The following is a 23,849-nucleotide window of genomic DNA, read 5'->3' on the forward strand; positions in this document are numbered from 1 at the left end:
CCCCTTTCAGATAGAAGTTAAAAAGAGTATCTCATGGGGGAAACTTAGACTGAAGGTGTGGTTTATTTAACGCTTACAAATAATCCAATTTTGACCGATATATTTTATTTTTGACCGATAAATGGAAAATTCGACCGATAACCGTTCTCGTCAGCTAGTGAAGGCCGGAATCCGGCCCACCTAACCCGGTTTTTCACAGGTGAAAGCCCATTCTCGTCGATATCCTGTCATTTTCGAAGATAAATTACCCGTTTCGTAGATATATCATCATTTTCGAAGATAAATCTCAAATTTCGTAGATATATCCCGATTTTCGAAGATATCCGCCTGTTACAGCTATAATCCGGCTGTTTGAGCGGCCCCCTCGACAGGCTGGCGGTACTTTTCCCTCTGTATCAGACAGATCCAGACCATTTTCCACTTAAATCCGCGCCAAATTTGCCGGGCGAACATCAATTTCGTACCATTCCACTTCAATCCGGCTATTTGAGCGGCCTCCTCGACAGGCTGGCGGAACTTTCCCCTCTGTATCAGACAGATCCAGACCATTTCCCACTTGAATCAGTGCCAAATTTGCCGAGCGAACATCAATTTCGTACCATTCTCCTTCAATCCGGCAGTTTCAGGGACCTCAGTTCCAAGCCACTTCCCCAAAACCACAACCAAACCTCACTTAAAAACCGGCTCCTTAAACTGCGCCAATCTCTCAAGCGAGCTCTGTTCCACGTCCTTATGCAGGCTGTTGCCGTGCGAATCCATCGTAACGACCGCTTTAAAGTCCTTCACTTTAAGGTGCCACATCGCTTCCGGAATTCCGAATTGCATGAGGTCGACGCCTTCTACGGATTGGATGCAGTCGGCGTAGTACTGGGCTGCTCCGCCGATGGCGTTTAAATACACGCCTCCGTGTTCTTCGAGGGCTTTCAGCGTTTTCGCGCCCATTCCGCCTTTGCCGATGACGGCGCGGATGCCGAAGCGTTTCATGATGTCGCCCTGGTACGGCTCCTCGCGGATACTGGTTGTCGGGCCTGCGGCTTTGACGTGCCATTGTTCGTGTTCGTCCTTCAGCATGACCGGTCCGCAGTGGTAGATGATTTGCCCGTTCAGGTCGACCGGGCAATCGTTGGTTGACAGGTATTTATGAATCGCATCGCGGCCTGTGTACATCATGCCGGAGATTTTGACGACGTCGCCGACCTTGAGGGAGCGGATTTTCTCCTCGGTGATCGGTGCTTCAAGGACGACTTCATCTGCTGCAACGATCTCCTCTGCCGCTGCTGCAACTTCCTTGGCGAAATCAATTTCCTCGCCATCCTGGTACAGCCATTCCGTTACTTCGCCTGACGCGGCATCGATTTTCATGCCGAGGCGGCGGAACGCCCAGCAGTTATAGGCGACAGATACGAAGAAGCTCGCAGGGATCCGGTTGATGACGCCGGCCTTGCAGCCGAGCAAGGTGGTCTCGCCGCCGAAGCCCATTGTGCCGATGCCGAGCTTGTTGGCGTTCTCCACCACATATTCCTCGAGCTCGCGAAGCTCCGGTACCGGGTTGACGTCGTCGTTGCTGCGGAACAGCTGCTCCTTCGCGAGCTCGTAGCCGCTCGTGCGGTCGCCGCCGATGCCGACACCGATGAAGCCTGCACTGCAGCCCTGGCCTTGAGCCTGGTAGACAGAGTGCATGACACATTTACGGATCCCGTCAAGGTCACGTCCCGCGCGGCCGAGGCCGTCGAGCTCGCATGGCAGGCTGTACTGGATGTTCTTGTTTTCACAGCCGCCTCCTTTTAGGATGAGGCGGGCGTCTATGTAATCCTCTTCCCACTGCTCGAACTTGATGACCGGTGTACCGGCGCCCAGGTTGTCGCCGGTGTTATCGCCTGTCAGTGAGTCAACAGAATTCGGACGGAGCTTGCCTGTTTTCGTTGCTTCAGCAATCGCCCGCTTGATCGCTTCCTTCATTTTGATCTGATTTGCACCGACCGGCACCTTCAGCTTGAATGTCGGAAGACCGGTATCCTGACAGATTGGCGATACATTTTCATCCGCCATTGCAATATTATCGGTGATTGTGTCGAGTGACATCGCTGCCCTCGTTCCCGCACTTTCACCAAGCTTCGCCTTTTGAATCGCTCTTCTGACATCTTTCGGAAGCCTAGTGGATGTCTCCACGATCAGCTCGACCATGCTCTCAAAAAAATTCTCCAACCGAATTCTCCCCTTTGTATGTATATAGGATTCTCTAAATTTATTATACTCTGAATTGTAAGGGGTTCCAAGTGTGTCTTTAAAGGGTGCCTGTTCATAGAATGAAGGGAAAGGACGTGAACAGAGATGGCTTCAAAAAAAAGAAAAACCCGGTGTATTTTCCCGGGCTACAAATGGTGCGGACCAGGATGCAGCGGGCCGGGTGCGCCGATCAATCAGGTGGACTCTTGCTGTATGAGGCATGACAAGTGCCTGGACAGCGGCCGCTCCAAATGCCAGTGTGACCGGGAATTTCTGCGCTGCCTTGAGCCGCATATCAACCGGTACAGTGAGAGCGGAAAAACAGCAGCGCTCATCTATGATGTGATGAAGCTCCGGACTGCCTTTACGTGCAGCGGACGGAAACATTAAAGCTTTTCCTTCCACATCAATTCATCCAGATCCATCCTCATCTTTTTCAAATAAAACGGGTCCTCCTCCAGCAGCTTCATATCAATCTCGAGAATAAAATCCCGGAATGCAGCATTGGATCCGTATGGTCCACACCCATACTTCAGCTCAAACCACTCAAACTTGCGGAGCTCGCGAAACCGGCGGGCGAACCTTCTTTTTTTACTGGAGGGAAAGAGCTCGAGCAGATCAAAGGCCGCCTCCAATATATCCAGCATGCATACCCCTTCTTTCTATAAATCTATGATCAGCGTATCATAGGCGAATTCTACGTTCAGTCCGGCAAGCTGCTTTTCGATTTTCTTCAGCTCATCGTGGCTTAAGCCGTTCACCTCTTCGATATGGGTAAGAATAGCTTTCTTTGGCTGTAGTGCCTTTAGGATGTCCAGGGTTTCTGCAAAGGTGCACTCTTCTTTCAAAACAGGATGGTCTTCCTGAAAGAGCCGTTCCCCGGTGAGCGGATTGGTTTCAAACACGCCGGCGGGCAAAATCGCAAGGTCCACTCCCTGCAGACTTTTGTCCGGCTTCCATCCGTTCGTCTCATCCATTGCAATTAGCACCTTCTTCCGGGCATTTTCCAGTAAAAAGGCATACACATAATCCTCGGCAAGACGGAACGGGGTGATGATCGTATCCTTGATCCAGAACGAATCTCCGTCCTTCAGCTCACGGATTGAGGCGAATCCCTGCTGCTCGAAAAAAGCAAAATGATCCCCGCTTCCGAGAAAGCGCTCAAAGTCTACTGCCACCTGCTTCGGCAGATAAATATCCGTCATCCGCGGCTTAGGAGGATGGTGCTTCCAATCCGCGTTCAGCGTTTCTACTATTCTTCTTCCCATGACGTGATCCGGGTGCCAATGGGAATAGAGAATACCGTCTACCTGCCGGATGGCCGATCGGTTGATCTGCATATAAATGTCTTCCGGCGTATCAATCAGGAGGTTAAGATCGTGAACGAACAGGCTCGGACCGGAACGGCTGTATGGAACGCCGATCTCCCTCGCCTCCTCGCATACCGGGCATCCGCACAGCGGGCGCGGGATTGCCGTTGCTCCGCCGGTTCCCAGAAATTCGATTTTCATTTGGACTCCCCCCAGTTGACATAAAAAGTTTATTTAGCTTCGCTGTTTCCCTTGAGCTTCCCCTACTACATAGAGCTTCGTTCCCGGGGCAAGCGGGGCATCAAGCTTCTGCAGGACGTTAAGCTGGTTCTCATCAGAGATCAGCAGGATGTTTGCCTTTTTCAGGTTCTCGAAAGCATCCCCATACGTCCTCCATTCAGGAACAGAAAGAATTTCACGCAGCTCCGATTCCTCCGTCCCATTGTTCAGCAGCTTGCTGAAAATCCGGCTCGTGCCTTTATGCCGGGCCGATTTTGCCATGAGGTGAGAGGCGGAATGCTGGGATAAAATAAATTCATCGACATTGGCATGCCTGAACATGCTGATATGCTGTTTGTTCAGAATTTCTGCGATCGTATAAATGTTGGTTTTCGTTCCAGTATCGTACTCTTCTATGCTTGAGGCAATAAGAAGCGTCCTTCCGTCAGCCAGATCCATATCTTCAATATGGGGCGGAGCAAAAATAAGCACCGCTTTGGAACGGGCCACGCCCGCCTGGTCCAGGACCGATGTGTTTGTCGCGCTGCCGTTTATGTAATGAAACCGTTCATGGGTGAGCGGAGATTTTTCCAGCTCATCGATGAGCAGAATGTCCGTTTCCGGCTCCTCCATCATCAGCTCTTCGGCGGCTTCCTTCGACTTCAGCGTCCACCCGATGATGATGTAATGGTCTTTTCCCTTATACATGAGCTTTCCTTCTTCCTTTAACTTTTTGTGCCTCGAAAATGAATCGACGATCATCCCGATCACGAGTCCGAAGATGCCGATTCCGAACGGATAGATGACGAGCATCGTCCAGATTCTCCCGGCTGCCGATTCAGGAGAAACATCCCCGTATCCGACTGTCGTCATTGTCGTCATCAGCCACCAGACCGCATGCAGATCATTTTCAAACGTCTGCGGCTCGAGGCTTCTGATCACCCACGTGTTGAGGATGAGAAACAGCAGCACCGCTATAAGCAGCGTGAAGAATTTAATTTTTATCGCTCTAATGTACAGCTTCCGGAACAGATGCATACGGCAATCTCCTTTAATGTTCACATATTTCCATTGTAGCGCTTTGCCGAGGGCAGGAATACCCAAAAATGGTACAATCCTTGCAGGAGGTGAAAAAAATGCTGCCAGACCGAATCCGGCTTTTCAGCTCAACAACCGAAAACCGCCATGCCATGATTGACTATGCTTCACGGAGTATTTCGAAAAGGTCCGGCTGGATCAAAAACCATACGATGTACTCCAACGCGATGATCGTCATCAATTTTGAAATAGAAGCAAAGGATGTAAAAGAACTGCTCGGGGATCTCAATCAGGAGGGAATGAAACTGTTTCAGGAGAGCTTGGAACTTGCCGCAGCATTTCCTGAGGAGGTGCAGAACGGGGAAAAAGAAATATCCGGGTCCCTGAGGATCACGTTCATCCACAACGACCCGGATATGAGGATTCCTTCAGTGCCGGGGTGAATCAGCCTATTTGATTTTCAAAGAGACTGTTCCGGTTATTGTATTTCAGCACCCGGTTAAACAGGAAAAGGTTCAGGAGCAGGACGAGCAGGGAAAGGATGAGCATCAGCTCGATCCCGAGCAGGAACAGACCGCTGAACTGCCCGATGAGCATACCGATGACCGGAAGAACGATGATGCCGCCGATATTCTGCGCCTCCTGGTACGTTTTTACTTTCGCAGAAATCATGATATTCAGCAGAATCGTCATGATCATGACGAGCGGAGACAGGACAAGGATGAGGACGAGCCATTTTGCGGATGGGAAAATGAGGTGTCCCATCAGGATGTAGCTTGCTGTATTGATGACGGTGCCGCTTAAAATAAAGCTCGCGAGTGATACTGCTGCTGACGGAAGAAAGGACGCGAGGAGCTTGCCTGCAAACAGTTCCTTAATTGTTATCGGGGAAAACAGCAGGCTTTCGAGTGTTCTTCTCTCCTTCTCTCCCGCAAAGCTGTTCGCTGCTATGGCAGAAGAGGTAATGATCGGAATGAGCAGGAATAAGGACGGATAAAGAAAGTTGGTAAAAACATATAAGAACTTCTCGTTCAATGAATGGATCTCTCCGGCGTTCAGACCGGCCGTCATTTTATCCATCATCTGAAGCATCGCCGGGTCCATCATGCTTTTCACATCTGAAAACAGCACGAAGCCGGACAGTGCTGCTGGTATGACCGTACTGAAAATAAGCGGAACGATGATGAGTGTCAAAAGCAGATTTTTTGTTTTGATCAGATGTAAGACATCTTTTTTAAACAGTGCTGTTACGACGGCTTTGTCCATTATGGGCCTCCCTGATTTTAAAGTAGACGGTCTCTGCCCCGGTGTTTTCAATCTGGACCGAATAAACGGCATGGGTGTTCAATATGTTCCTCAGCAAACCCGGGATCTCGTTTTTCGAGGAAACCTTCATCCGGATTTTCCCCGCTCCTGCCCGCTCTGTATACTCTGTTTCATAATCTGTTTCCACGATGACAGACAGCTCCGGGATATATTTTTCCGTCAGCTCCGCAAGTGTTCCCTGCTCTGCGACTGTCTGATTTTCCATAAAAGCAAATGAGTCGCAGATCGGCTCCAGCTGATGAAGGACGTGGGAGCAAATAATGATTGTCGTTCCGGTTTCCTCGTTATACTTTTTCAAATACAAGAGCACCATCCGGATTCCATCCGGGTCAAGGCCGTTTGTCGGTTCGTCCAGGAACAGAAGCTGCGGTTTATGCAGCAGCGCCTTTGCGAGAGCGAGTCTCTTTTTCATCCCAGTGCTGTACTGACCTGCCGGCCTGTGCTGGTACTCTTCCATATCAAAAAGCTTGAGCAGGCGGGGGATTTGTTCCTGATCCTTGACCTTGTACAGCTCTGCGAAAAATTTCAAATTATCCAGTCCGCTCATTTCGTGATAGAGTCCGGCATTTTCGGTCACGATTCCGGTATACTCCTGATTTGATCCCCTTCCGCTGAAGGATCAAAGCCCGCTACCTTGATCTTCCCGCTGTCGGGAGCGATGACTCCGTTCAGGATGCGGATCAAGGTCGTTTTTCCGGCCCCGTTCGGTCCAAGCAAACCAAGTATCTCCCCTTTTTTCACAGTCAGACCGGCCCCGTCCAGCACCTTTGTCCGGCCGAAGGACTTGCTGACTCCTGCCGCTTCAATAATGTTCATATTTTCACCTGCTTTCTTAAGATCGGTCTTTCGGCTCCGGCAAAATGATGGTTGCAAGATGGCGTTCGCGCCGCTCCGGTGATGGCTCATTGTCCATCGCTTCCTTCAGCAGGCTCCCCATTTTATCCATTAGCTCCATAAATTCTTCATCCGATAGCTGAAAGCTTCCCATACTGAAGCCGACTCCATCCTGCAGCACATCATACTCCGGCTGGTTCAGGTAATCTTCAAACCTTCCCGCAAGCTGATTGGTGAAGGAAAGGAACAAGTCCATGTGCTCCTCTTTCGTGATTGCGGAAACCTCTTCTTTGGAAGGGGGCTCCGCCTCTTTTAAGCTGTAGATTTTTTCGATTGTCCCGCGGATTTGATTTTCCTTTACCACTTCAAGGATTCCTGATTCTAGGAGCCGGTTGATGTGCCTGTATAGTGTTGCTGGTGGCACATCCTTCATGCGCCCTGAAATCTGCTGCGAACTCAGCTGCTTTCCGTTCACGAGTGACTGTACAATTTTCATCCGGACTGGATGCAGCAGCAGTTTCGCCTTTGCTGTCTCGTTCATCGTATGCATCCCCTTTTATCATTATCACTTTTGATAATAATATAAATAATGATAACATTCAATCATAAATAAAGACCGGCGTGCTTTACCGGTCTGCTTATCTGCACTTCTTTTCATAGATTTTATTGGAATTTCCAAATGGCCCGAACAACATGCCGGTATGGACCCAGCCGTATTTTTCATAATAGCTGTCCAGATCGCTATTCAGATAAAGGTTGCTGTACCCCTTTTTTTCCGCTTCCTGCAGTCCGTGCTCCAGCAGCTTCCTGCCAAATTCTTTTCCCCGATGTTCTGGATCCACCCAGAGACACGCAAGCCATGGGCACAAATCGTGGCGGCTGTTCAGGTCGTTGCGGAGCAGGGCGTATGTGCCCAGAATGGCAACCCCTTCTAGTGCCACATAAAAAGAGGGCAGCCCGTCTGCGGATGAATGCCTCATGCAGTCTTCATAGAAAGCATAATTGTCCTCTGTCCCCCACTGATTATAAAATGCCTGGACAGCCTGTGGAAAAAGCTTAGGCCGTTTGCTTACTTCTATGATTTCCATAAGGCGCCTCCGCGAATTTTTCAGTTTATATGATTACGCCAACAAACCATCTTAACCATGCTCACGCCGGAAATCCCGGACGGTTGTATAAACGGCATGGGGACCTTTTTTGAATTCGGCTGTCTGAAACTCCGGCAGCCATTGGACGCCGACGGTATAAACGCCCGCTGCAAGCCCAGCCTCGATATCGGCATCACTGTCCCCGATGTACATCGCGTGCTCCGGCTGCGCATCCATTTCTGCAAGCGCCCTTTGGATCCCTTCCGGCGCCGGCTTCGCCTCGTTTACATCATCTCCCGTTACAACCGCATCAAATTCGATGTCCATTTCCAGTGCTTTCAGGGAAATATCGAGACCCCTTCTCGATTTCCCCGTTACAATGCCGATTTTGGTCCCGCGTTCTTTCAAAGATTGCAGCATGCCGCTGATCTCCTCATCAGGCTTCACGAGTTCTTGGTGCCGGTCTTCATACAGCTTATAAAACCGTTCAACTGCCTCCTCTTTATTTTCATGAGCCAGGTTCCTCAAAATAATCTCCTGCTCGGGTGGTCCGAACATTGCTTTTATGTCATCAGACGTGATTTCCTTTTGGTCGTAGCTTTTGAACACTTCCTGAAAGGCTTGAAACGCATTTGGCAGCGTGTTGGCCAATGTCCCGTCGAAATCGAAGATCATTGCTTTCATTTTTGCTCACTCCTGTCCCTTTTTTCCTTTTAAAGGAATTTCATCATAATTGAACGGGTGGATTCAGAGGTGATTGGCCATTTATTTGCGAAAAGGAACCGTTTATTAGCGAACGGCCAGAGAGGTGTGTTCATTTCCGTTTATATCTGCCCTGGCCCTCTCGTATATTATCGAAAACAGACCATATATGATCGAAAACAGACCATATATGATCGAAAATCCCAATATATTATCGATTCCAGGCCATTTATTATCGAAATCCCCAATATATTATCGATTCCACAAATTTCGTCATATTTCGCGCCCTGCCAGCCCCCAATCCCCGGTCCGTCCCACCAAAAAAAAGCGGGAGTACAGCCTCCCGCTTCTTTTTACAGTGAATGAACCTTGCTTGCGAGCACCGCCAGTGCGATGGAGCCCTTTAATCCGGCAAAATCCTGAAGGCCTGGCGGAACGATGTAGGTGTCCAGGTCATCAAGGTACGAGTTTTGCAGGTAGCTGTTCATGTAGGTTTTAAATTTTTCGCGGATGAGCGGGAAGAGCTGCTGCTGCTTCATGACACCTCCGCCGAGGATCATCCGCTTCGGTCCGAAGATCAGGGCGTAGCTGACGAGGGCCTGGGCGAGGTAATCCGCCTGGATTTCCCAGACTTCCGGACGGTCTGCGAGCTCTATGCCCTTTGCGCCCCAGCGTTTTTCAAGCGCCGGGCCGGCTGCGAGGCCTTCCAGGCAGTCGCCGTGGTACGGGCATGCTCCGGCGAACGTGTCATTCGGATGGCGCCGGACAAGGATGTGGCCCATTTCCGGATGGTTCATGCCGTGGAGAACCTTTCCGTCCACGACCGCTCCGACGCCGATTCCCGTTCCGACCGTCATATACATGCAGCTGTCGAGTCCCCGTGCTGCTCCCCATGTGAGCTCGCCGAGTGCGGCCGCATTCACGTCTGTATCAAAAGCTGCCGGAACATGAAAATGCTTTTGCAGCTCCGGGAGCATCGGGTAGTGCGCCCATTTTAACTTTGGTGTAGTGGTGATGCTTCCATAAGTCGGGCTCTCCGGGTTAATATCGGCAGGGCCGAATGTCCCGACGCCAAGCCCCTGAATCGGATGGCGGGAGAAAAATTCAACTGCCTTCGCCATCGTTTCCTCCGGCCCTTCTGTTGGAAAAGAAACGTGTTCGAGGATTTCCCCCTCTCTCGTTCCGACTCCGCATACAAATTTTGTTCCCCCTGCTTCCATTGCACCAATCAGCATTGCATTCCCTCCCTCATTTTTATACGTGCGCTGCAATGATTTCGAGCTGTCCGCTCACTAGAAAAGCACCGAAGTCTGCAGGCAGCAGAACGTGGTCCCCTTTTTCCAGCGGGTACGTTTCCCCTTCGTGCATCAGGATACCCTCTCCTTCAATCACACTGCACAGCAGAAACGGTTCGTTCTGTTCGAACGCTGCTTCTCCTTGTATCTCCCATTTAAAGACCGTGAAGAATGCTTCCTTTACAAACTGTGTGACCTTTTTTCCCTCTTTTGTATCCGCTCTCATTTCAACCTGCGGCAAAGCATGCGGAACGGTGATGACATCCTTTGATTTTTCAAGATGCAGTTCCCGGAGATTCCCTTCCGCATCTGTGCGGTCATAATCGTAGAGACGGTACGTTGTATCGGAATTCTGCTGTGTTTCCAGAACGACGGTCCCTTCACAGAGAGCATGGACGGTTCCGCTTGGAACGTAGAAGAAGTCCCCTTTTGCAATTTTCACATGGCGAAGGAGGCTGCCCCATTCTCCTTCATCGATCAGACGGCTGAGTTCTTCCTTCGTTTCTGCATGGTGTCCGAAGATCAATTCCGCTCCCTCTGCGCAATCGATGATGTACCAGCATTCCGTTTTCCCGAGCTCTCCGTTTTCATTGGTCTTTGCATATGTATCATCCGGATGCACTTGGACGGATAGATCGCGGTTCGCATCAAGGATTTTGGTCAGCAGCGGGAAACGGTCTCCTTTCAGATTCCCGAATAATTCCCTGTGTTCCTCCCAGAGACTTCCGAGGGTGCGGCCTTTGTACTCCCCGTTCCTTACGATGCTCTGGCCGTTCGGATGCGCGGAAAAAGCCCAGCATTCACCGGTTTGATCACTTGTTAGTTTATAGCCGAACTCCTGAAGATGGGTGCCTCCCCAAATCCGTTCCTTGAAAACCGGTTCGAAAAATAATGGCTGCGCTATCATTATGGATCTCTCCTCTTCCCTGCGGTTGATTCGATTATAGCATTACGGCAGAAAAAAAAGATCACCTCATTGATGATCTTCTGTCTCTTCTTTATCCCAGTCCTTTTTAAAGCGGTCAAACTTCACTTCGAGGTCATCAAGCATTGAAATCAGTCGATCGACATCCTCTACATCCGTGGATTCCGGATCCATGGAGTCAATGACTTCCATAAACATATTCAGGCGGTTCTTTAAATAGTTTATTTGTGAGTCCTTATCTTTTGATGCGTTTCCCATGCTGTGAATCTCTCCTTTCATCGTTTTAATCGTATCGGAATTTAGCAGAATTGACAACATTCATGGTAAGATGGAAATTGTGATTTTACTGAAGGAGTTTTGCAAAATGAGTACTGCCCATAGAATGCCCCCAATTACCCCTTCCTACGACCCGTGGGAAGCTTATATGGATATTGAACAATATGGAAAACCGCTGCTGACCAACGTCGAGTTCACGACTACAACGCTTTGCAATATGCGCTGTGAGCACTGTGCTGTCGGCTATACACTTTCCCCAAAGGATCCGGATGCTCTGCCGCTAGAGCTGCTCATCCGGCGTCTCGATGAAATTCCGAATTTACGGTCCTTCAGCATTACCGGCGGCGAGCCGATGATGTCACTGAAGTCGGTCAACAACTACGTTGTACCTCTGTTAAAATACGCCCATGAACGCGGGGTGCGCACCCAGATCAACTCCAATCTGACACTGGATCTGGCCCGTTATGAAAAAATCATTCCATACCTTGATGTCCTGCATATTTCACATAACTGGGGAACGATGGAAGACTTCGCTGAAGGCGGATTTGCGATGATGGAGAAAAAACCGACGTTCGAACAGCGCGCCAAATACTTTGACCGGATGGTCGAGAACAGCCGCGCTCTTGTCGCTGCCGGTGTGACCGTTTCTGCAGAGACGATGCTGAACAAGCGGACACTGCCCCATCTGGAAAAAATCCATAAGCAGATCACCGAGGAAATGCACTGTCAGAGACACGAGGTGCACCCAATGTACCCAAGCGATTTCGCCAGCGCACTTGAAACGCTGTCCCTTGCAGACACGAGGAAAGCCATCCACCGCCTGCTGGATATCCGAAACGAAGATGTCTGGATGCTGTTCGGCACGCTGCCGTTCTATGCATGCAGTGATTCAGATGAGGATCTCGAGCTGATGCGCAGGTTGAGGGCAGCGAAAAACGTGACCGTCCGGAACGACCCGGATGGCCGCTCCCGTCTTAATGTAAATATTTTCAGCGGCGAAGTGATTGTCACGGATTTCGGTGACACGCCGCCGCTCGGAAACATCCAGACCACCACACTTGAGAGCGCATATGAAAAATGGTCACAGTCTGAAGTGGCCAAGTCCCTCAGCTGCCACTGCCCGAGCGTTCAATGCCTCGGACCGAATATCCTGGTGAAAAACGCGTATTATCCGGGTGAGGATTTCACAGTTAAAAAGGCGAAGATTTAGTCGAAACGTGGCGAACCATCGCTTTTCGACAAGATAATTGACGCTATCGACAAGATACTAAACGTTTTCGACAAATTACTGAACGCTATCGACAAACGCCCCCAACAAAAACACCGTCCAGCCCACGCTGAACGGTGTTTTTCTTTATCTCGGGCGGTCCGAGACCATGTACCCGAAGGACAGGTGGTCCTGAACCGGGATCCAGGCGCCGATCCCTTGAGAGGTTATGTTTTTCACCGTAATTTTGCGCTTGTTCCCTTTCAGCTCGAGGTACACTTCGCCGTAGGTGACTTTTCCTTTTTCGCTGATCGCCGGGGCGTAGGCATACAGGTAACCCATCTTCTTGACCGGGACGTTGTAGACCTGGTCTTTTTTCGTGCCTGCACCTACGATGGTTTCGAAGGAAAGCGGCAGATTCGTTTTCTTCATTGCTTTCAGGAGCATCATGTTTTTGACGTCCTGGATCATTGGCACTTCGGCTGTCAGTCCGCCCTTTACTTTTTTCTGGTCGTTTTGCCTGTAATGCATCTGGGCAGGTGCTGTCCCACCCCGGTTATCGGAAAGGTTTGAATTGATCCGCTGGTACTCCCAATTTGCAGCGGTTTCCCCGGATTGATAGTTGAGCGCCCAGTGGCCAAGATAAATGGTGGCCCGGTACCCGACGGCAAGCGGGGAGTCCGAGATGGTCGTTTCATTCAGCTGCTTGATCAGGTCCGGGTTTTCAATCGGGACGGAGGAGGATTCAGCAAGTTCTCTTGCCAGCTCACTCGGCTGCAGGTATGGAAGATTCTGATCCGGGTTCGGGTACGTATTTTCCTTCGAGATATCAAGGACAGAAGATGGAATTTTTGTTTTTGCCTCTGTCATGTACATGCTTGAAAAACACACAGATAAGAGCACGCAGGCACAGATGACCCATTGCTTGATTTTCATGTAGAGTCTCCTCTCAAAGCATCATTTTCCCTAGTTTTTCTCAAGGAGAACGGATTATCCGCTTTTCCCCAAAAAATGATGATTTTCAACAATCCCTCACACTTTATGCATGCATGCCTTCTGTTTATTGGTAAAATAAAAGCGGAAAGCATCGAAAGGAGTTTGAATATGAAAAAATTATTACCCATTCTGGTCTTTGCTTTGCTCGCATTCAGCCAGACAACGGTTCTTGCCCATTCCAAGCTTGAAAGTTCGAACCCCGAACAGGGTTCTTCCGTAAGTGAAAAGCTTGAAACCATCCAGTTAGTGTTTAATACAGATATTGAAGACTCCAGTACTTTTACCGTAATGAAAGACGGAAACAAAGAAGTCCCTGTGGAGAATATCCAGATTAGCGGCCCTGAATTATCGGGTACGGTGCCGAATACGATGGAGAACGGTTCCTACACGGTCAGCTGGGATATCGTCGGTGCGGACGGACATGTGATCAAGGATTCCATTACCTTCACATATAACGGTGCGGAAGAAACACCGCCTGCCGAAGAGGAAGCTCCTGCACCTGAAGAAGAGCCTGAGGCAAAAGATCCTGCATCCAGTGAAGAGCCGGAAGAAAAAAATTCAGCAGCTAAAGAAACTCCAGCCGAAGAGCCGGCACAAAACAATCAGACACTCCTCATTATCGGCGGTATTCTTGCCGCTGCTGCAGCCGGTGCCGTTTTCTTTTCTATGAAAAAAGGCCGCCGGTAAGATGCTTTGGACGATTGCCGCTGAAGTAGGCCTGTATTCGAGCTTTGCCCTGCTGATTGGAACCTTGCTGATGGCCTCCATTCCTGAAGCGAGAAAGCCGGAAATCCTTTTATCGAGACGCTGGATGCAGCTTGCTTCCCTTGGTGCTGCCGTTTTTTCAGCAGCGCCTGTTCTCGAGCTCGCCTCCCGTTTTTATGAAAGCGATGGTTTTTACGGAGGAATTGTCCGGGTCATAAAAGATTTTCAAATCGGCCAGATTTGGGCGCTGTCACTCGTTTTGATTATTCTTTTTTACCTGTTCATCACGTTCGCTCCTGTCTTTCAGGAAACACAGTACCGGATGATTGCCCTGTTCTTTGTCATTTCGCTCATTTTTGCAGTAAGTGTTAACAGTCATACCGCTTCCTTAAGCCCGTATGGCGCCATTTATCACGCGGTTCACATGATTTTGATGAGCGTCTGGACTGGAATCCTGCTGCAGGTGAGCTGGTTTTCTAAAAACAGCCGGAACTGGCTGTCTTTTCTGAAATGGTTCAGTCCTGTCGCGATGATTTCAGTAGGGCTGATCATTTTTACCGGATTTTTGCTGATGACCCTTCTGATGAATGTAGCGGAATATCCGCAGACGTGGTCGCTGAATTACGGACAGTATTTGCTGATCAAGCACCTCATTGTGATACCCGTATTGATTTTCGCTTTTATGAATAGCTTTTATATAAAAAGCAAGCTCCGAAAAGGGAGCAGTCTGGATCCAAGAAAATGGACGAAGGCGGAAAGCGCGTTTCTTCTGCTCGTCTTTCCGGTTACAGGTGTGCTGGGGCAGTCCGAACCGCCACACAACATTGAGGTTACAAAGGCAACAGATGGATTGTCTCCACTTTTCACTCTGTTCTCCCCGGACGAAACCATCGCTTTCGGACCCGGTGTGATGAGTGCTCTGTTCGGCGTTCTCGCGCTACTGTTCGCTGCGCTGCTCATCATGCAGATCCGTAAAAATGCGCCTGCAGTCTCTGCCTTTGCAATTGGACTCTTGTTTACTGTGTCGAGCTATTTATTCATCATGACGAGCATTTAAAAGACCCGCAAAAAAATTGCGGGTCTTTTCTCCTGTTTATTTGTCTGAATATTTACGAATTTAATCTAAAATTGTATGATATCAGTATGAAACCCGATTGTGTACGTGTTTCGTCCTACGTAATAACTTGGCTGATCCTGTGGTGGGATTGGTCTTTTTTAATTAGGAAGGACCAAGTCAAAGGTGATTTGGTCTTTTCCTTATTACAAAAGATAAAATCCGATCCCCATAATCAAGTACGCAGCCAACAGGGTGGCTCCTTCAAACCAGTTCGTATCGCCGTCATTTGTCAGGATGATGGTCAGGAAAACAGCGGTGACCATCGAGATTAGCTCCGGCATCGTGAAGACGAGTGGCATTGATTGTTCGAACAGGAGTGAGAGCAGGACGAGCAGCGGCGCAACAAACATGGCAATCTGCAGGGTCGATCCGACTGCGATTTCTACTGCGATGTTCATTTTATTCTTGAATGCCATAACGATGGCTGATGCATGCTCTGCAGCGTTTCCGACAACGGCTACAATGATTACACCGATAAACAGCTCGCTCCAGCCCAGCTGTTCTCCAACGGTTTCAAAGGTGTGAACGAGGTTTTCAGAAACATAGGCCACCGCAGCTGTTGCGAGCAGCAGAACAACGATCGCCTTTTTCGCTCCCCATTCGGGTTCCTCATGTTCACCCGCTTCATCTGTTTTGTGCTTGTAGACACCGCGGTGTGTGACAAGACGGAAAAACAGAGCAAACAGGTAGAGCACAATGAGGATAACCGATATTCCAACACTGAATGAAATTGTCTTCGCTTCATCCATATCCATTGCAAATACTTCCGGAATCACAAACGCGACGATGACAGAAAAAATGAGAAGGCCTGAGTTGTGCCTTGCATCATAGACGCTGAATTCTTGCCTCTTATGCTTTAGTCCTCCGACTAAAAAGGACAGCCCTCCAACAAGAAGTAGGTTTCCGATGACGGAGCCTGTCAGGGAAGCGAGAACGACCCCTGTCAATCCCGCCTGCAAGGCGAAAATGGAGATGATCAGCTCAACGGCGTTTCCAAAGGTCGCATTCAGCAGACCCCCGATTCTCGGTCCTGCCACAATCGCCAGACTTTCGGTTGCCCTCCCCATATAACCCGCCAATGCAACGATCGTCAGACAGTAAATACCAAACATGATCAATGAAGGCCATTGTAAAATGCTGCCGGCTATTGAAAGAGGCAGTCCTGCTGCAACTGCAATAAGAAATATACGATTTACCATACCTTCACCTTCCTTTTGTTTTATTTTATATGTATCTTTTCCTTTGATACCTCATGTATGTTTCCCCGCTTTTGCCGCATGATAACCATGAAAGCAAGGAGGAATGAAAAAATGTCTAAACAACAGCTGAAAGAAAAAATTCTCAGCCTGCTCGACCACCATCAGATCGGCTCGATGGCCACCGTCCGGGGCAGCAGGCCGTACTCCCGTTTCATGCTATTTTTCCATGAAGGCTTAACCCTTTATACAGCTACGAGCAAAAAAGCCCACAAGGCCGAGGACATTGAAGAAAACCCCCATGTCCACCTGCTTCTCGGCTACGAAGGGAAAGCCTTCCGGGATCAATATGCTGAGGTCGAAGCAACGGCATCCGTTGAAGAATCAAAAGAACTGAAGGAAAAGTTCTGGAACGGGAACCTGAAGGACTGGATTCAAAGCCCAGATGATCCGGATTATATGCTTCTCAAACTCCAGCCAACCAAGATCAGCTTTTTTTCAAAAGCTGGCGAAGAACCGGAAATACTGGATATGCAGGGATAAAACCCGGCTAAATACTGCAAAAACCCCCGAGATGCTCTGAAGCTCCGGGGGTTTTTATTGTTTTCTTTCACTGATATACGAGGTCTTAAACACCCCCTTCTCCCCCGACATCCATGCCCGGTTATGGTAAGCTGGAATAGTTAGAAAACTCAGAAAGGAGAACCACATGAATAAAAAGAAACCGATTCAAATGCCAGATACGCTAATTATCATTTTTGGAGTGGTGCTCCTTGCCTCCCTGCTCACCTACCTAATTCCAATGGGCAAGTTTGATACGGCGGAAGTGTCGTTTACGAACAGCCAGGGCGAGGAGGAAAAGAAAACCGTTCTTGATCCGGCTACTTTCCAATACGAGACTGGCGAGGATGGAAATCCTGTCAGAGAGGGGATCCCTCTCTTTCAGTCAGGCGGAGAGACCGGCATTCTAAATTATGTGTTTGAAGGAATGGTGTCCGGGGATAAATGGGGATCAGCTGTCGGAGTTGTAGCGTTCATTCTCATCATCGGTGGTGCGTTCGGAATTATTATGCGGACGAAGGCCATTGATCAGGGCATCATGAAGGTGATTGACAAGACGAAGGGAAGCGAAGTGCTCATCATCCCTGTCATGTTCGGGGTTTTCTCTCTCGGGGGAGCGGTTTTCGGGATGGGCGAAGAAGCGATTGCCTTTGCGCTAATTCTCGTTCCGATCATGATCCGGCTCGGCTATGACAGCATCACCGCTATCATGATTACTTATACCGCTACTCAGATTGGCTTTGCAGCTTCCTGGATGAACCCTTTCGGTGTTGCCATCGCCCAGGGAATCTCAGGAGTGCCGGTTCTTTCTGCCGCCCCTTTCCGGATTGTGATGTGGGTGGTGTTTACGTTATTCGGTCTTTGGTATACATACCGCTATGCCTCTAAGGTAAAAAAGAGTCCGACTGCCTCTCTCGCCTATCAGTCTGATGAGCATTTCCGCAGCCAGAACGGCAAAACGAGTCTCGAGGCGAATTTTACGGCAGGACATATGCTTGTTGTCGCGGCTCTGTTTGCAGGATTGGCCTGGATCATATGGGGAGTGGTGGCCCACGCCTATTTCATCCCTGAAATTGCAACACAGTTTTTTGTGATCGGCCTTGCAGCAGGGATCATTGGCGTTCTGTTCAAGCTGAATAACATGAAGATTAATGATATCGCAGAAGGATTTACAGAAGGTGCGAAGGATTTGCTTCCCGCAGCCCTTGTTGTCGGTATGGCGAAAGGGATTGTACTCGTACTTGGTGGAGATTCGCCTGACTCTCCCTCTGTACTTAACACCATCCTTAATAATGCGGGCGGGCTTGCCGATCAGTTTCCTGCAGCGTTGTCCGCCTGGTTCATGCTTTTGTTTCAGTCGATTTTTAACTTTTTTATTGTTTCCGGATCGGGTCAGGCTGCCCTAACGATGCCACTCATGGCTCCGCTTGCGGACCTTGCCGGGGTTACCCGCCAGGTGGCAGTCATTGCCTTCCAGCTTGGTGATGGATTGACCAACATCATCGTTCCTACCTCTGCGGCCTTAATGGGAACTCTTGGAGCAGCAAGGGTCAGCTGGACCGTCTGGGTGAAGCACATATGGAAGTTTCAAGTGATGCTTTTCCTGCTTGCCAGTACTTTCGTGCTCGCCGCTTCTTTTATGAATTTGCAGTAAAAAACAGGGGTACGCGTTGTGAGCGTTCCCCTGTTTTTTAGATTAAATAAATGCATGAATCGTAAATGCAGCAATTACGGCGATATTCCCGAAAAGGCCTGTTTTTTTCAAGTAATTGCTGTTGCTCATAACACCGGATATCACACCGATGACTGCTATGATGAGGACCGCCGCCGAAAGCATTGGGATGACAAAAAACTCATCTGTAAACCAGAAAATCGAAAGGATGAAGCCAAGCAGTGACATTAAGAAGCAAACAACTGAAAGAACCCCCTGTTTGTTGAGCTGTGCCGTCCGTTTTGTTTTCATGTGCCGATCAGCTCAAACGTTTCAGATATTTCGATGCTTCCTTCAACCGAGCGGACCATTGAGCAATTTTTCCGGGTCAGCTCCATCGCTTTTGATATGGCATCCTGCTTTAAGCCTTTCCCCTTGATTTTGAAATGGACGTGAATACTTTCGATTTTGTTTGCTTCCTCTTCATTGCGGACTGCATCAGCTTCAATCTCTATATTCTCAATGTCCATCCGCTTTTTCTCAAGAATTTTCCGCAGGACCCCTCCGCTGCATACGGCAATGGAGGATACCATCAGCTGGTACGGCCTGAACCCGTACTGTTCGTCTCCTGATACAGTCAATGTTCCGAATTCCAAGCCTGTTTCAAACCCGTTTTCTGTCATTTTAAAATTCATCTTCGTCCCTCCTCTTCTCTCCTGTTACCCTTTTTTCATTCCAGCGAAAATGTGTTGCCCGAAAAAGGCTGCGGTGATACGCTAAAAAAAGTGACTACATTTACAGCGGGGTTTTATATGAACAAAGTGCGTTTTGCGATTCTTATCAGTATTGTTGCCGTTTCAGGGTTTTCCCAAGGCATGCTCCTCCCGGTTATCGCCATCCTGTTTGAGCAGCAGGGCTACCCGTCCTCACTGAACGGACTTCACGCGACCGGCTTGTACATCGGAGTATTGCTCGCCTCCCCTTTTATGGAAAAGCCGCTTCAAAAGCTTGGGTATAAAAAACTTATCCTCATCGGCGGTTTTCTTGTGCTTGCCAGTCTTTTTGCTTTTCCGGTCCTTCAATCGTTCTGGATCTGGTTTGTTCTGAGGCTCCTTGTTGGAATCGGAGACCATATGCTCCATTTTTCCACACAAACTTGGATTACCTCCCTTTCTTCCAATGAAACGAGAGGAAGAAACATTTCGCTGTACGGTCTTTGCTTCGGCCTTGGATTTGCGGCGGGTCCTTTGCTGACGGGTCTTGCAGAAACCGATCCGAATCTGCCGTTTATCATCAGCGGGTCCATCAGCCTGGTAATCTGGGGCTTTGCCTTCTTGCTGCGAAACGAATTTCCGGAGCAGACCGTAACAGGTGCAGCGGGAAGCACCGGCCGTTTTAAGGAGGCCTGGAAGCTGTCGTGGATCGCGTTCCTGCCTCCGTTCATCTATGGATTTCTTGAATCCTCCCTTAACGGGAACTATCCGGTCTATGCATTGAGACAGGGACTTACAGCCGAACATATCGCCTTGCTGCTTCCTGCCTTTGCCGTCGGCGGAATCCTGTTTCAGCTTCCGCTTGGCGTTATGAGCGATAAATTCGGGCGCAGCCGGATTATCCCGGCTGTACTGCTCGCAGGCCTTGTCTTCTTTTTTGCTGCGAGCTTTACACCATCCTTTCCCATGCTGCTCATCTTCTTTTTCGCAGCAGGGATGGCCCTCGGCTCTACTTTTTCCCTCGGCCTTACCTATATGGCCGATCTGCTGCCAAAGCATTTGCTTCCCGCGGGAAACCTGCTCTGCGGCATCTGCTTCAGCATCGGCAGCATAAGCGGTCCTGTCATCGGCGGACTCTACATGCAGTATATACCCGGAAGCAGCTTTTTTCATATCATCTCTTTTCTGCTTCTCGCTGTCCTTCTTCTTTTTATTTCTTACGGAAGAGGACAGGAAAAGACAGCCGCCTGCAAACAATAGGCGGCTGTTTTTTTTGAGAAAAACTTTCAGAAAATTGTTGAACCTTTCTTTCACTCTGTTATATAATACAACTAACAAATAAAATCTGTATCATAACAAAAAAGGAGAGTGTTGAAAATGAGCAGACAGGAACGGAAAAACATGGTGGAATACATTGCAGCAATGAAAGAATTGGACAGAGAAATGTTTATGTACATGACCGATGATGAAATTGAGCACATTTACACGAGCGTCTATAGCCGCAGCATGGCGCTTGGAGAGTAAATCGTTCAAAAAAAGAACGGATTTGTGGCCGCTTACAGTTTTAAGCGGACTCCAGATCCGTTCTTTTAGTTCTAACAATTTCACAGCATAAAAAAAATCACCCGATCAATGGAGGGTGATTTTTTATGGTTTCAAAGCGACCAGGTTTTTTGTTTCATCTGACCATTCTGTGCGTGATTTTGTAATTTCAATTCTCATGCCTAATTTCTTATACTTCTCGACAAACGCTTCCAGCCTTTTTAACCTGTTCCCTGTCTTCATAAATTGATCGCCTCTCCATTCACTGTAGATTTCCGTGACCTATGCGGAAGACTTAGCTGAAACTGCATGGAATGCCGTTCCGCTGCTCAAAGCTGCGGCTGTCTAATTTTAACCTTACTCATTTATCCCATTTTTGTCCAGATGCTTTCGTCTGAACTTTTTATGACATTTCAGCTGCCTTCATCTACTCTACGTATACCCGGTTCAGTGCATTTTAGACGTCTTTTTCTCAATTAATGTGCTCAATCTCATTATAGAACAAACGTTCTCTCATGTAAACCGTCTAAAAAAGCTGATCCGCAAGGGATCAGCTTTGTCTGTATTAGTGGTATCCGTTTTGGCCGTTTGCACTGCCGCTTGTTTTATGGGACGGCTTTTGTTTGGAATTTTGCTTGTTGTGGCTTCCGCCTTTTTTCGTATGCTTTGCCATGCTCATTCCCTCCCTCGCCTGAAGCATCTGCTTCTTTTTTAGGATGGCCGGCAGCTGTCTACTTATCCCCTTTTCTTTTTACCAGCAGCGCATTGAGCTCTCCGCTCATAATGATGATCATGCCGGTCATGTAAAACCAGATCATCAAGACGATGATGCCGCCAATGCTCCCGTAAGTTGCACTGTAATTGCCAAAATTGCTGACATAGTAAGAAAAAAGGTAGGAAACCGCGATCCAGCCAACCGCAGCGAACAGGGCTCCGGGAAACGCGTCCCGCCATTTCATCCGTTTATTGGGCGCCCACTTATGAAGCAGGATGAAAATCATAAAAATAATAACTGCACTTGCCGCCCAGCGAATGACGTTCCACACTGTAAAAAACAGTCCGGGAATCCCAAAGGATTCAAAAATGAACATGCCAATTTCCTGACCGAATACTGGAAAAAGAAGCGCAATAATAATTACTGCCATCATGACGATCGCAAGTAAGATCGCAAGAAGCCTTGATTTCAGAAAGGAGCGGCTTTCTGTTACCTCGAACGCTTTATTGAATGCTCTCATTATGGAATCGATCCCATTTGAAGCAGACCATACGGCAGCCAGAATCCCGAAGGCAAACAGCAGTCCCTGCTCCTGATTCATGAGCTGATACAAGGCATTTTCCATAATGAGAATGGTGTCAGCCGGTGCGTACTGACGGATAAATTTCAGCAAATCTTCAATGGACAGCGGGATAAAAGTGATCAGAGCAATCAGGGCGATCATGAAAGGGAACAGTGACAGCAGAAAGAAATAAGCCAGCTCCGCCGACAAGCCGGCTACTTCATCCCTTGAAAATCTTTTAAGCCATTCAATGATGATGTTGGGTTGTTTTTTGCGTGTCACGTTCTCAGCCCCTGCATTAATCCGGTTTTATCGAAGAAAGACGCTCCTTTGCATCTTTTATAGCTCCAAGTACAACTGGAGTCGTCTCTTTCAGTTCATTGACCTTCTCGTTCACAAACCGCAAATCATCCGTAACATGCTGCACAACATGTTTCGCATCGTTCAGCTTCGTTTTCAAGTCATCTGACAGAACAGATGGGTTGCGGAAATAATACTCTGCCATGCCGCCGAGCTCCTTCGCCTCCTGGATCACAGACTCCCTCGTCGGCTTATGAAACATTGAAATAATGAAACCTGCCGCTGCCCCTAAACATACATTCCGCAAAAGGATATTCTTCTCACTCATTTAGCATGCCCCTTTTCGTTAAAATTTGGTCTAGAAATGTTCGTTGTGCCTGATTTCTTCAAGCAGTCCCTTGCAGCCTTTTGCCACAAGATCATATACCTCATCAAAATTACCAGTATAGTAAGGGTCCGGAACATCCAGGAAATCCGCCTCTGGAACATAATCGAGCAGTCTCCCGATATGCCCGGTCTGATCGTAACCGGCCATCCGTCTGACATTTCCGAGATTTTCGGCATCCATGCAGATGATGTAGTCAAACTTGGATAAATCCTCTTTGATCACCTGTCTCGCGGCCATCCCTTCGAAACTGATCTTATTCCGGGTCAAAATGTCTCTTGTGCCCTCATGAGGAACCCTGCCAATGTGCCAGTCCCCCGTCCCGGCAGAATCTGCCGAAATTTTTCCTTCAAGTCCTTCATCCTTCACCATTCCTCTGAAAACAGCCTCCGCCATAGGAGAACGGCAAATGTTTCCGAGGCATACAAACAGCACATGTATCAATGAGCAGCCTCCTTAAAGCGTATTTCGCTACTCAAAACTTTACCTCAACTTTTAAAAAGAATCAAAAACTGTGCGAGTAAACGTAAAAATCTTCATTCCGCTTATAGCCGTTTTTCTCATACAGCCTCTGTGCGCCTCTGTTATCGGCGGCAGTCTCAAGAGTAATATAAGCCGCTTCTGTCTCTTTGCACCAATCAGCAGCCTGGTCCAGCAGCTGCTGCCCCGCTCCCAGCTTCCGGAACGGTTCTGACACAAACAAATCATTCAAAAGCCAGGCACGCTTCATCCCGACCGATGTGAAGATAGGATAAAGCTGCACAAAGCCGGCCATTTGTCCGTCTTCTGTTTCTGCGCAGAAAACCACAGACTCTTCTTTTTCAATCCGTTCCCGGATAAACCGTTCCGCACCCTCCGGATCAGGGGTCTGTCTGTAAAAAATGCGGTACTCATTAAATAGTATGCCAACTGCTTCGGCATTCTCCGTTCCAGCTCTGTAAACGTTCATACTCCCAGCTC

General features: G+C 48.7%; 31 protein-coding genes. 9 read left to right on the top strand and 22 right to left on the bottom strand.

The genetic code is table 11. The annotated features are described in order from the left end of the window. Positions 1-669: 669 nt before the first annotated feature. A complete protein-coding gene (locus GKZ89_RS08985) occupies positions 670-2,205 on the bottom strand; it encodes a fumarate hydratase (protein WP_155112068.1) in 1,536 nt (511 codons plus the stop codon). A 126-nt stretch (positions 2,206-2,331) separates the two neighbouring features. On the opposite strand from GKZ89_RS08985, the gene GKZ89_RS08990 reads away from it, so the two are divergent. Further along, positions 2,332-2,616: a phospholipase A2 family protein gene (locus GKZ89_RS08990; RefSeq protein ID WP_155112069.1), complete on the top strand. Its 285-nt coding sequence runs from the start codon at positions 2,332-2,334 to the stop codon at positions 2,614-2,616. Here the strand turns inward: GKZ89_RS08990 and GKZ89_RS08995 are convergent. From GKZ89_RS08995 to GKZ89_RS09005, 3 genes are read right to left on the bottom strand one after another with little or no spacing between them, the layout of a single operon-like run. Continuing rightward, a complete protein-coding gene (locus GKZ89_RS08995) occupies positions 2,613-2,873 on the bottom strand; it encodes a hypothetical protein (protein WP_155112070.1) in 261 nt (86 codons plus the stop codon). The two genes, GKZ89_RS08990 and GKZ89_RS08995, sit on opposite strands and share 4 nt — an antisense overlap. Before the next feature lie 15 nt (positions 2,874-2,888). Further along, a complete protein-coding gene (locus tag GKZ89_RS09000; protein ID WP_155112071.1) occupies positions 2,889-3,737 on the bottom strand; it encodes an MBL fold metallo-hydrolase in 849 nt (282 codons plus the stop codon). A 33-nt stretch (positions 3,738-3,770) separates the two neighbouring features. Then, a complete protein-coding gene (locus tag GKZ89_RS09005) occupies positions 3,771-4,793 on the bottom strand; it encodes an ion channel (RefSeq protein WP_155112072.1) in 1,023 nt (340 codons plus the stop codon). Positions 4,794-4,891: 98 nt separating this feature from the next. On the opposite strand from GKZ89_RS09005, the gene GKZ89_RS09010 reads away from it, so the two are divergent. Next, on the top strand, positions 4,892-5,236 hold the full coding sequence (locus GKZ89_RS09010) for a hypothetical protein (protein WP_155112073.1): 345 nt from the start codon (positions 4,892-4,894) through the stop codon (positions 5,234-5,236). A 1-nt stretch (position 5,237) separates the two neighbouring features. Here the strand turns inward: GKZ89_RS09010 and GKZ89_RS09015 are convergent, their stop codons facing one another. From GKZ89_RS09015 to GKZ89_RS09055, 9 genes are all read right to left on the bottom strand, one after another. Next, complete coding sequence (locus GKZ89_RS09015) at positions 5,238-6,059, bottom strand: ABC transporter permease subunit (protein WP_162356631.1); 822 nt, start codon at positions 6,057-6,059, stop codon at positions 5,238-5,240. Then, complete coding sequence (locus GKZ89_RS09020) at positions 6,028-6,696, bottom strand: ATP-binding cassette domain-containing protein (RefSeq protein ID WP_155112075.1); 669 nt, start codon at positions 6,694-6,696, stop codon at positions 6,028-6,030. Before GKZ89_RS09020 ends, GKZ89_RS09015 begins: the two co-directional genes overlap by 32 nt. Further along, positions 6,693-6,935 (bottom strand): ATP-binding cassette domain-containing protein, encoded by a 243-nt coding sequence (locus GKZ89_RS21395; protein WP_162356633.1) that lies wholly within the window; start codon positions 6,933-6,935, stop codon positions 6,693-6,695. Before GKZ89_RS21395 ends, GKZ89_RS09020 begins: the two co-directional genes overlap by 4 nt. Before the next feature lie 16 nt (positions 6,936-6,951). Then, entirely contained in the window at positions 6,952-7,494 is a 543-nt protein-coding gene (locus tag GKZ89_RS09030; protein WP_155112077.1) for a helix-turn-helix domain-containing protein, read from the bottom strand. A gap of 97 nt (positions 7,495-7,591) precedes the next feature. Beyond that, a complete protein-coding gene (locus GKZ89_RS09035; RefSeq protein WP_155112078.1) occupies positions 7,592-8,041 on the bottom strand; it encodes a GNAT family N-acetyltransferase in 450 nt (149 codons plus the stop codon). A gap of 51 nt (positions 8,042-8,092) precedes the next feature. After that, positions 8,093-8,725, bottom strand: coding sequence for an HAD family hydrolase (locus GKZ89_RS09040; RefSeq protein ID WP_155112079.1), 633 nt, complete (start codon positions 8,723-8,725; stop codon positions 8,093-8,095). 371 nt (positions 8,726-9,096) lie between these two features. Next, positions 9,097-9,978: an ROK family protein gene (locus GKZ89_RS09045; RefSeq protein WP_155112080.1), complete on the bottom strand. Its 882-nt coding sequence runs from the start codon at positions 9,976-9,978 to the stop codon at positions 9,097-9,099. Between the two features lie 19 nt (positions 9,979-9,997). After that, positions 9,998-10,942 carry a mannose-6-phosphate isomerase, class I gene (gene manA / locus GKZ89_RS09050; RefSeq protein ID WP_162356673.1) on the bottom strand — a complete coding sequence of 315 codons (945 nt, stop codon included), beginning with the start codon at positions 10,940-10,942 and terminating at the stop codon, positions 9,998-10,000. A gap of 69 nt (positions 10,943-11,011) precedes the next feature. After that, on the bottom strand, positions 11,012-11,221 hold the full coding sequence (locus GKZ89_RS09055; protein ID WP_155112082.1) for an SE1561 family protein: 210 nt from the start codon (positions 11,219-11,221) through the stop codon (positions 11,012-11,014). A 106-nt stretch (positions 11,222-11,327) separates the two neighbouring features. On the opposite strand from GKZ89_RS09055, the gene yfkAB reads away from it, so the two are divergent. Next, on the top strand, positions 11,328-12,449 hold the full coding sequence (gene yfkAB / locus GKZ89_RS09060) for a radical SAM/CxCxxxxC motif protein YfkAB (protein ID WP_155112083.1): 1,122 nt from the start codon (positions 11,328-11,330) through the stop codon (positions 12,447-12,449). A 144-nt stretch (positions 12,450-12,593) separates the two neighbouring features. Here the strand turns inward: yfkAB and GKZ89_RS09065 are convergent, their stop codons facing one another. Continuing rightward, positions 12,594-13,322 carry a YfkD famly protein gene (locus GKZ89_RS09065; RefSeq protein WP_241680188.1) on the bottom strand — a complete coding sequence of 243 codons (729 nt, stop codon included), beginning with the start codon at positions 13,320-13,322 and terminating at the stop codon, positions 12,594-12,596. Between the two features lie 228 nt (positions 13,323-13,550). Between GKZ89_RS09065 and GKZ89_RS09070 the strand changes: the two genes are divergently transcribed. Together GKZ89_RS09070 and GKZ89_RS09075 are read left to right on the top strand one after the other, a co-directional pair. Further along, positions 13,551-14,129: a copper resistance CopC family protein gene (locus GKZ89_RS09070; RefSeq protein WP_162356635.1), complete on the top strand. Its 579-nt coding sequence runs from the start codon at positions 13,551-13,553 to the stop codon at positions 14,127-14,129. A gap of 1 nt (position 14,130) precedes the next feature. Further along, entirely contained in the window at positions 14,131-15,204 is a 1,074-nt protein-coding gene (locus GKZ89_RS09075) for a copper resistance D family protein (RefSeq protein ID WP_155112086.1), read from the top strand. A gap of 203 nt (positions 15,205-15,407) precedes the next feature. Here the strand turns inward: GKZ89_RS09075 and cax are convergent, their stop codons facing one another. Beyond that, positions 15,408-16,463 carry a calcium/proton exchanger gene (gene cax, locus GKZ89_RS09080; RefSeq protein ID WP_155112087.1) on the bottom strand — a complete coding sequence of 352 codons (1,056 nt, stop codon included), beginning with the start codon at positions 16,461-16,463 and terminating at the stop codon, positions 15,408-15,410. Between the two features lie 111 nt (positions 16,464-16,574). On the opposite strand from cax, the gene GKZ89_RS09085 reads away from it, so the two are divergent. Together GKZ89_RS09085 and yfcC are read left to right on the top strand one after the other, a co-directional pair. Further along, positions 16,575-17,003: a pyridoxamine 5'-phosphate oxidase family protein gene (locus tag GKZ89_RS09085; protein ID WP_155112088.1), complete on the top strand. Its 429-nt coding sequence runs from the start codon at positions 16,575-16,577 to the stop codon at positions 17,001-17,003. 166 nt (positions 17,004-17,169) lie between these two features. Then, entirely contained in the window at positions 17,170-18,675 is a 1,506-nt protein-coding gene (yfcC, locus tag GKZ89_RS09090) for a putative basic amino acid antiporter YfcC (protein ID WP_155112089.1), read from the top strand. Between the two features lie 42 nt (positions 18,676-18,717). On the opposite strand, the gene GKZ89_RS09095 is transcribed toward yfcC, so the two are convergent. Both GKZ89_RS09095 and GKZ89_RS09100 read right to left on the bottom strand, forming a co-directional pair. Then, positions 18,718-18,984, bottom strand: coding sequence for a hypothetical protein (locus tag GKZ89_RS09095; protein WP_155112090.1), 267 nt, complete (start codon positions 18,982-18,984; stop codon positions 18,718-18,720). Continuing rightward, entirely contained in the window at positions 18,981-19,367 is a 387-nt protein-coding gene (locus tag GKZ89_RS09100; protein WP_155112091.1) for an OsmC family protein, read from the bottom strand. Before GKZ89_RS09100 ends, GKZ89_RS09095 begins: the two co-directional genes overlap by 4 nt. Positions 19,368-19,484: 117 nt before the next feature. Between GKZ89_RS09100 and GKZ89_RS09105 the strand changes: the two genes are divergently transcribed. Together GKZ89_RS09105 and GKZ89_RS09110 are read left to right on the top strand one after the other, a co-directional pair. Then, positions 19,485-20,645 carry an MFS transporter gene (locus tag GKZ89_RS09105; RefSeq protein WP_155112092.1) on the top strand — a complete coding sequence of 387 codons (1,161 nt, stop codon included), beginning with the start codon at positions 19,485-19,487 and terminating at the stop codon, positions 20,643-20,645. 117 nt (positions 20,646-20,762) lie between these two features. Next, complete coding sequence (locus tag GKZ89_RS09110; RefSeq protein ID WP_155112093.1) at positions 20,763-20,909, top strand: BH0509 family protein; 147 nt, start codon at positions 20,763-20,765, stop codon at positions 20,907-20,909. Between the two features lie 123 nt (positions 20,910-21,032). Here the strand turns inward: GKZ89_RS09110 and GKZ89_RS09115 are convergent, their stop codons facing one another. The 5 genes from GKZ89_RS09115 to GKZ89_RS09135 form a co-directional block, all read right to left on the bottom strand. Next, positions 21,033-21,170 (bottom strand): hypothetical protein, encoded by a 138-nt coding sequence (locus GKZ89_RS09115; RefSeq protein ID WP_155112094.1) that lies wholly within the window; start codon positions 21,168-21,170, stop codon positions 21,033-21,035. Between the two features lie 488 nt (positions 21,171-21,658). Further along, positions 21,659-22,486 (bottom strand): YhjD/YihY/BrkB family envelope integrity protein, encoded by an 828-nt coding sequence (locus tag GKZ89_RS09120; protein ID WP_162356637.1) that lies wholly within the window; start codon positions 22,484-22,486, stop codon positions 21,659-21,661. 16 nt (positions 22,487-22,502) lie between these two features. Then, a complete protein-coding gene (locus GKZ89_RS09125; RefSeq protein WP_155112095.1) occupies positions 22,503-22,832 on the bottom strand; it encodes a hypothetical protein in 330 nt (109 codons plus the stop codon). A 30-nt stretch (positions 22,833-22,862) separates the two neighbouring features. After that, entirely contained in the window at positions 22,863-23,333 is a 471-nt protein-coding gene (locus tag GKZ89_RS09130) for a low molecular weight protein-tyrosine-phosphatase (RefSeq protein ID WP_155112096.1), read from the bottom strand. Positions 23,334-23,394: 61 nt separating this feature from the next. Then, the gene (locus GKZ89_RS09135) at positions 23,395-23,838 is read right to left on the bottom strand and encodes a GNAT family N-acetyltransferase (RefSeq protein WP_155112097.1); all 444 of its coding nucleotides are present in this window, start codon (positions 23,836-23,838) and stop codon (positions 23,395-23,397) included. Positions 23,839-23,849 lie beyond the last annotated feature (11 nt).

It is taken from the genome of Metabacillus mangrovi (assembly GCF_009711125.1).
Taxonomy (GTDB): domain Bacteria; phylum Bacillota; class Bacilli; order Bacillales; family Bacillaceae; genus Metabacillus_B; species Metabacillus_B mangrovi.

Bases quoted from the DNA above. Each gene is read 5' to 3' on its own strand.
- GKZ89_RS09010 (WP_155112073.1), top strand. From the start codon at position 4,892: ATGCTGCCAGACCGAATCCGGCTTTTCAGCTCAACAACCGAAAACCGC.
- GKZ89_RS09075 (WP_155112086.1), top strand. From the start codon at position 14,131: ATGCTTTGGACGATTGCCGCTGAAGTAGGCCTGTATTCGAGCTTTGCC.
- GKZ89_RS09095 (WP_155112090.1), bottom strand. From the start codon at position 18,984: ATGAAAACAAAACGGACGGCACAGCTCAACAAACAGGGGGTTCTTTCA.
- GKZ89_RS09065 (WP_241680188.1), bottom strand. From the start codon at position 13,322: ATGTACATGACAGAGGCAAAAACAAAAATTCCATCTTCTGTCCTTGAT.
- cax (WP_155112087.1), bottom strand. From the start codon at position 16,463: ATGGTAAATCGTATATTTCTTATTGCAGTTGCAGCAGGACTGCCTCTT.
- yfcC (WP_155112089.1), top strand. From the start codon at position 17,170: ATGAATAAAAAGAAACCGATTCAAATGCCAGATACGCTAATTATCATT.
- GKZ89_RS08990 (WP_155112069.1), top strand. From the start codon at position 2,332: ATGGCTTCAAAAAAAAGAAAAACCCGGTGTATTTTCCCGGGCTACAAA.
- yfkAB (WP_155112083.1), top strand. From the start codon at position 11,328: ATGAGTACTGCCCATAGAATGCCCCCAATTACCCCTTCCTACGACCCG.
- GKZ89_RS09085 (WP_155112088.1), top strand. From the start codon at position 16,575: ATGTCTAAACAACAGCTGAAAGAAAAAATTCTCAGCCTGCTCGACCAC.
- GKZ89_RS09040 (WP_155112079.1), bottom strand. From the start codon at position 8,725: ATGAAAGCAATGATCTTCGATTTCGACGGGACATTGGCCAACACGCTG.
- GKZ89_RS08995 (WP_155112070.1), bottom strand. From the start codon at position 2,873: ATGCTGGATATATTGGAGGCGGCCTTTGATCTGCTCGAGCTCTTTCCC.
- GKZ89_RS09005 (WP_155112072.1), bottom strand. From the start codon at position 4,793: ATGCATCTGTTCCGGAAGCTGTACATTAGAGCGATAAAAATTAAATTC.
- GKZ89_RS09045 (WP_155112080.1), bottom strand. From the start codon at position 9,978: ATGCTGATTGGTGCAATGGAAGCAGGGGGAACAAAATTTGTATGCGGA.
- GKZ89_RS09135 (WP_155112097.1), bottom strand. From the start codon at position 23,838: ATGAACGTTTACAGAGCTGGAACGGAGAATGCCGAAGCAGTTGGCATA.
- GKZ89_RS09055 (WP_155112082.1), bottom strand. From the start codon at position 11,221: ATGGGAAACGCATCAAAAGATAAGGACTCACAAATAAACTATTTAAAG.
- GKZ89_RS09070 (WP_162356635.1), top strand. From the start codon at position 13,551: ATGAAAAAATTATTACCCATTCTGGTCTTTGCTTTGCTCGCATTCAGC.
- GKZ89_RS09000 (WP_155112071.1), bottom strand. From the start codon at position 3,737: ATGAAAATCGAATTTCTGGGAACCGGCGGAGCAACGGCAATCCCGCGC.
- GKZ89_RS09125 (WP_155112095.1), bottom strand. From the start codon at position 22,832: ATGAGTGAGAAGAATATCCTTTTGCGGAATGTATGTTTAGGGGCAGCG.
- GKZ89_RS09035 (WP_155112078.1), bottom strand. From the start codon at position 8,041: ATGGAAATCATAGAAGTAAGCAAACGGCCTAAGCTTTTTCCACAGGCT.
- GKZ89_RS09015 (WP_162356631.1), bottom strand. From the start codon at position 6,059: ATGGACAAAGCCGTCGTAACAGCACTGTTTAAAAAAGATGTCTTACAT.
- GKZ89_RS09110 (WP_155112093.1), top strand. From the start codon at position 20,763: ATGAGCAGACAGGAACGGAAAAACATGGTGGAATACATTGCAGCAATG.
- GKZ89_RS09115 (WP_155112094.1), bottom strand. From the start codon at position 21,170: ATGAAGACAGGGAACAGGTTAAAAAGGCTGGAAGCGTTTGTCGAGAAG.
- GKZ89_RS21395 (WP_162356633.1), bottom strand. From the start codon at position 6,935: ATGAACATTATTGAAGCGGCAGGAGTCAGCAAGTCCTTCGGCCGGACA.
- GKZ89_RS09100 (WP_155112091.1), bottom strand. From the start codon at position 19,367: ATGAATTTTAAAATGACAGAAAACGGGTTTGAAACAGGCTTGGAATTC.
- GKZ89_RS09030 (WP_155112077.1), bottom strand. From the start codon at position 7,494: ATGAACGAGACAGCAAAGGCGAAACTGCTGCTGCATCCAGTCCGGATG.
- GKZ89_RS09105 (WP_155112092.1), top strand. From the start codon at position 19,485: ATGAACAAAGTGCGTTTTGCGATTCTTATCAGTATTGTTGCCGTTTCA.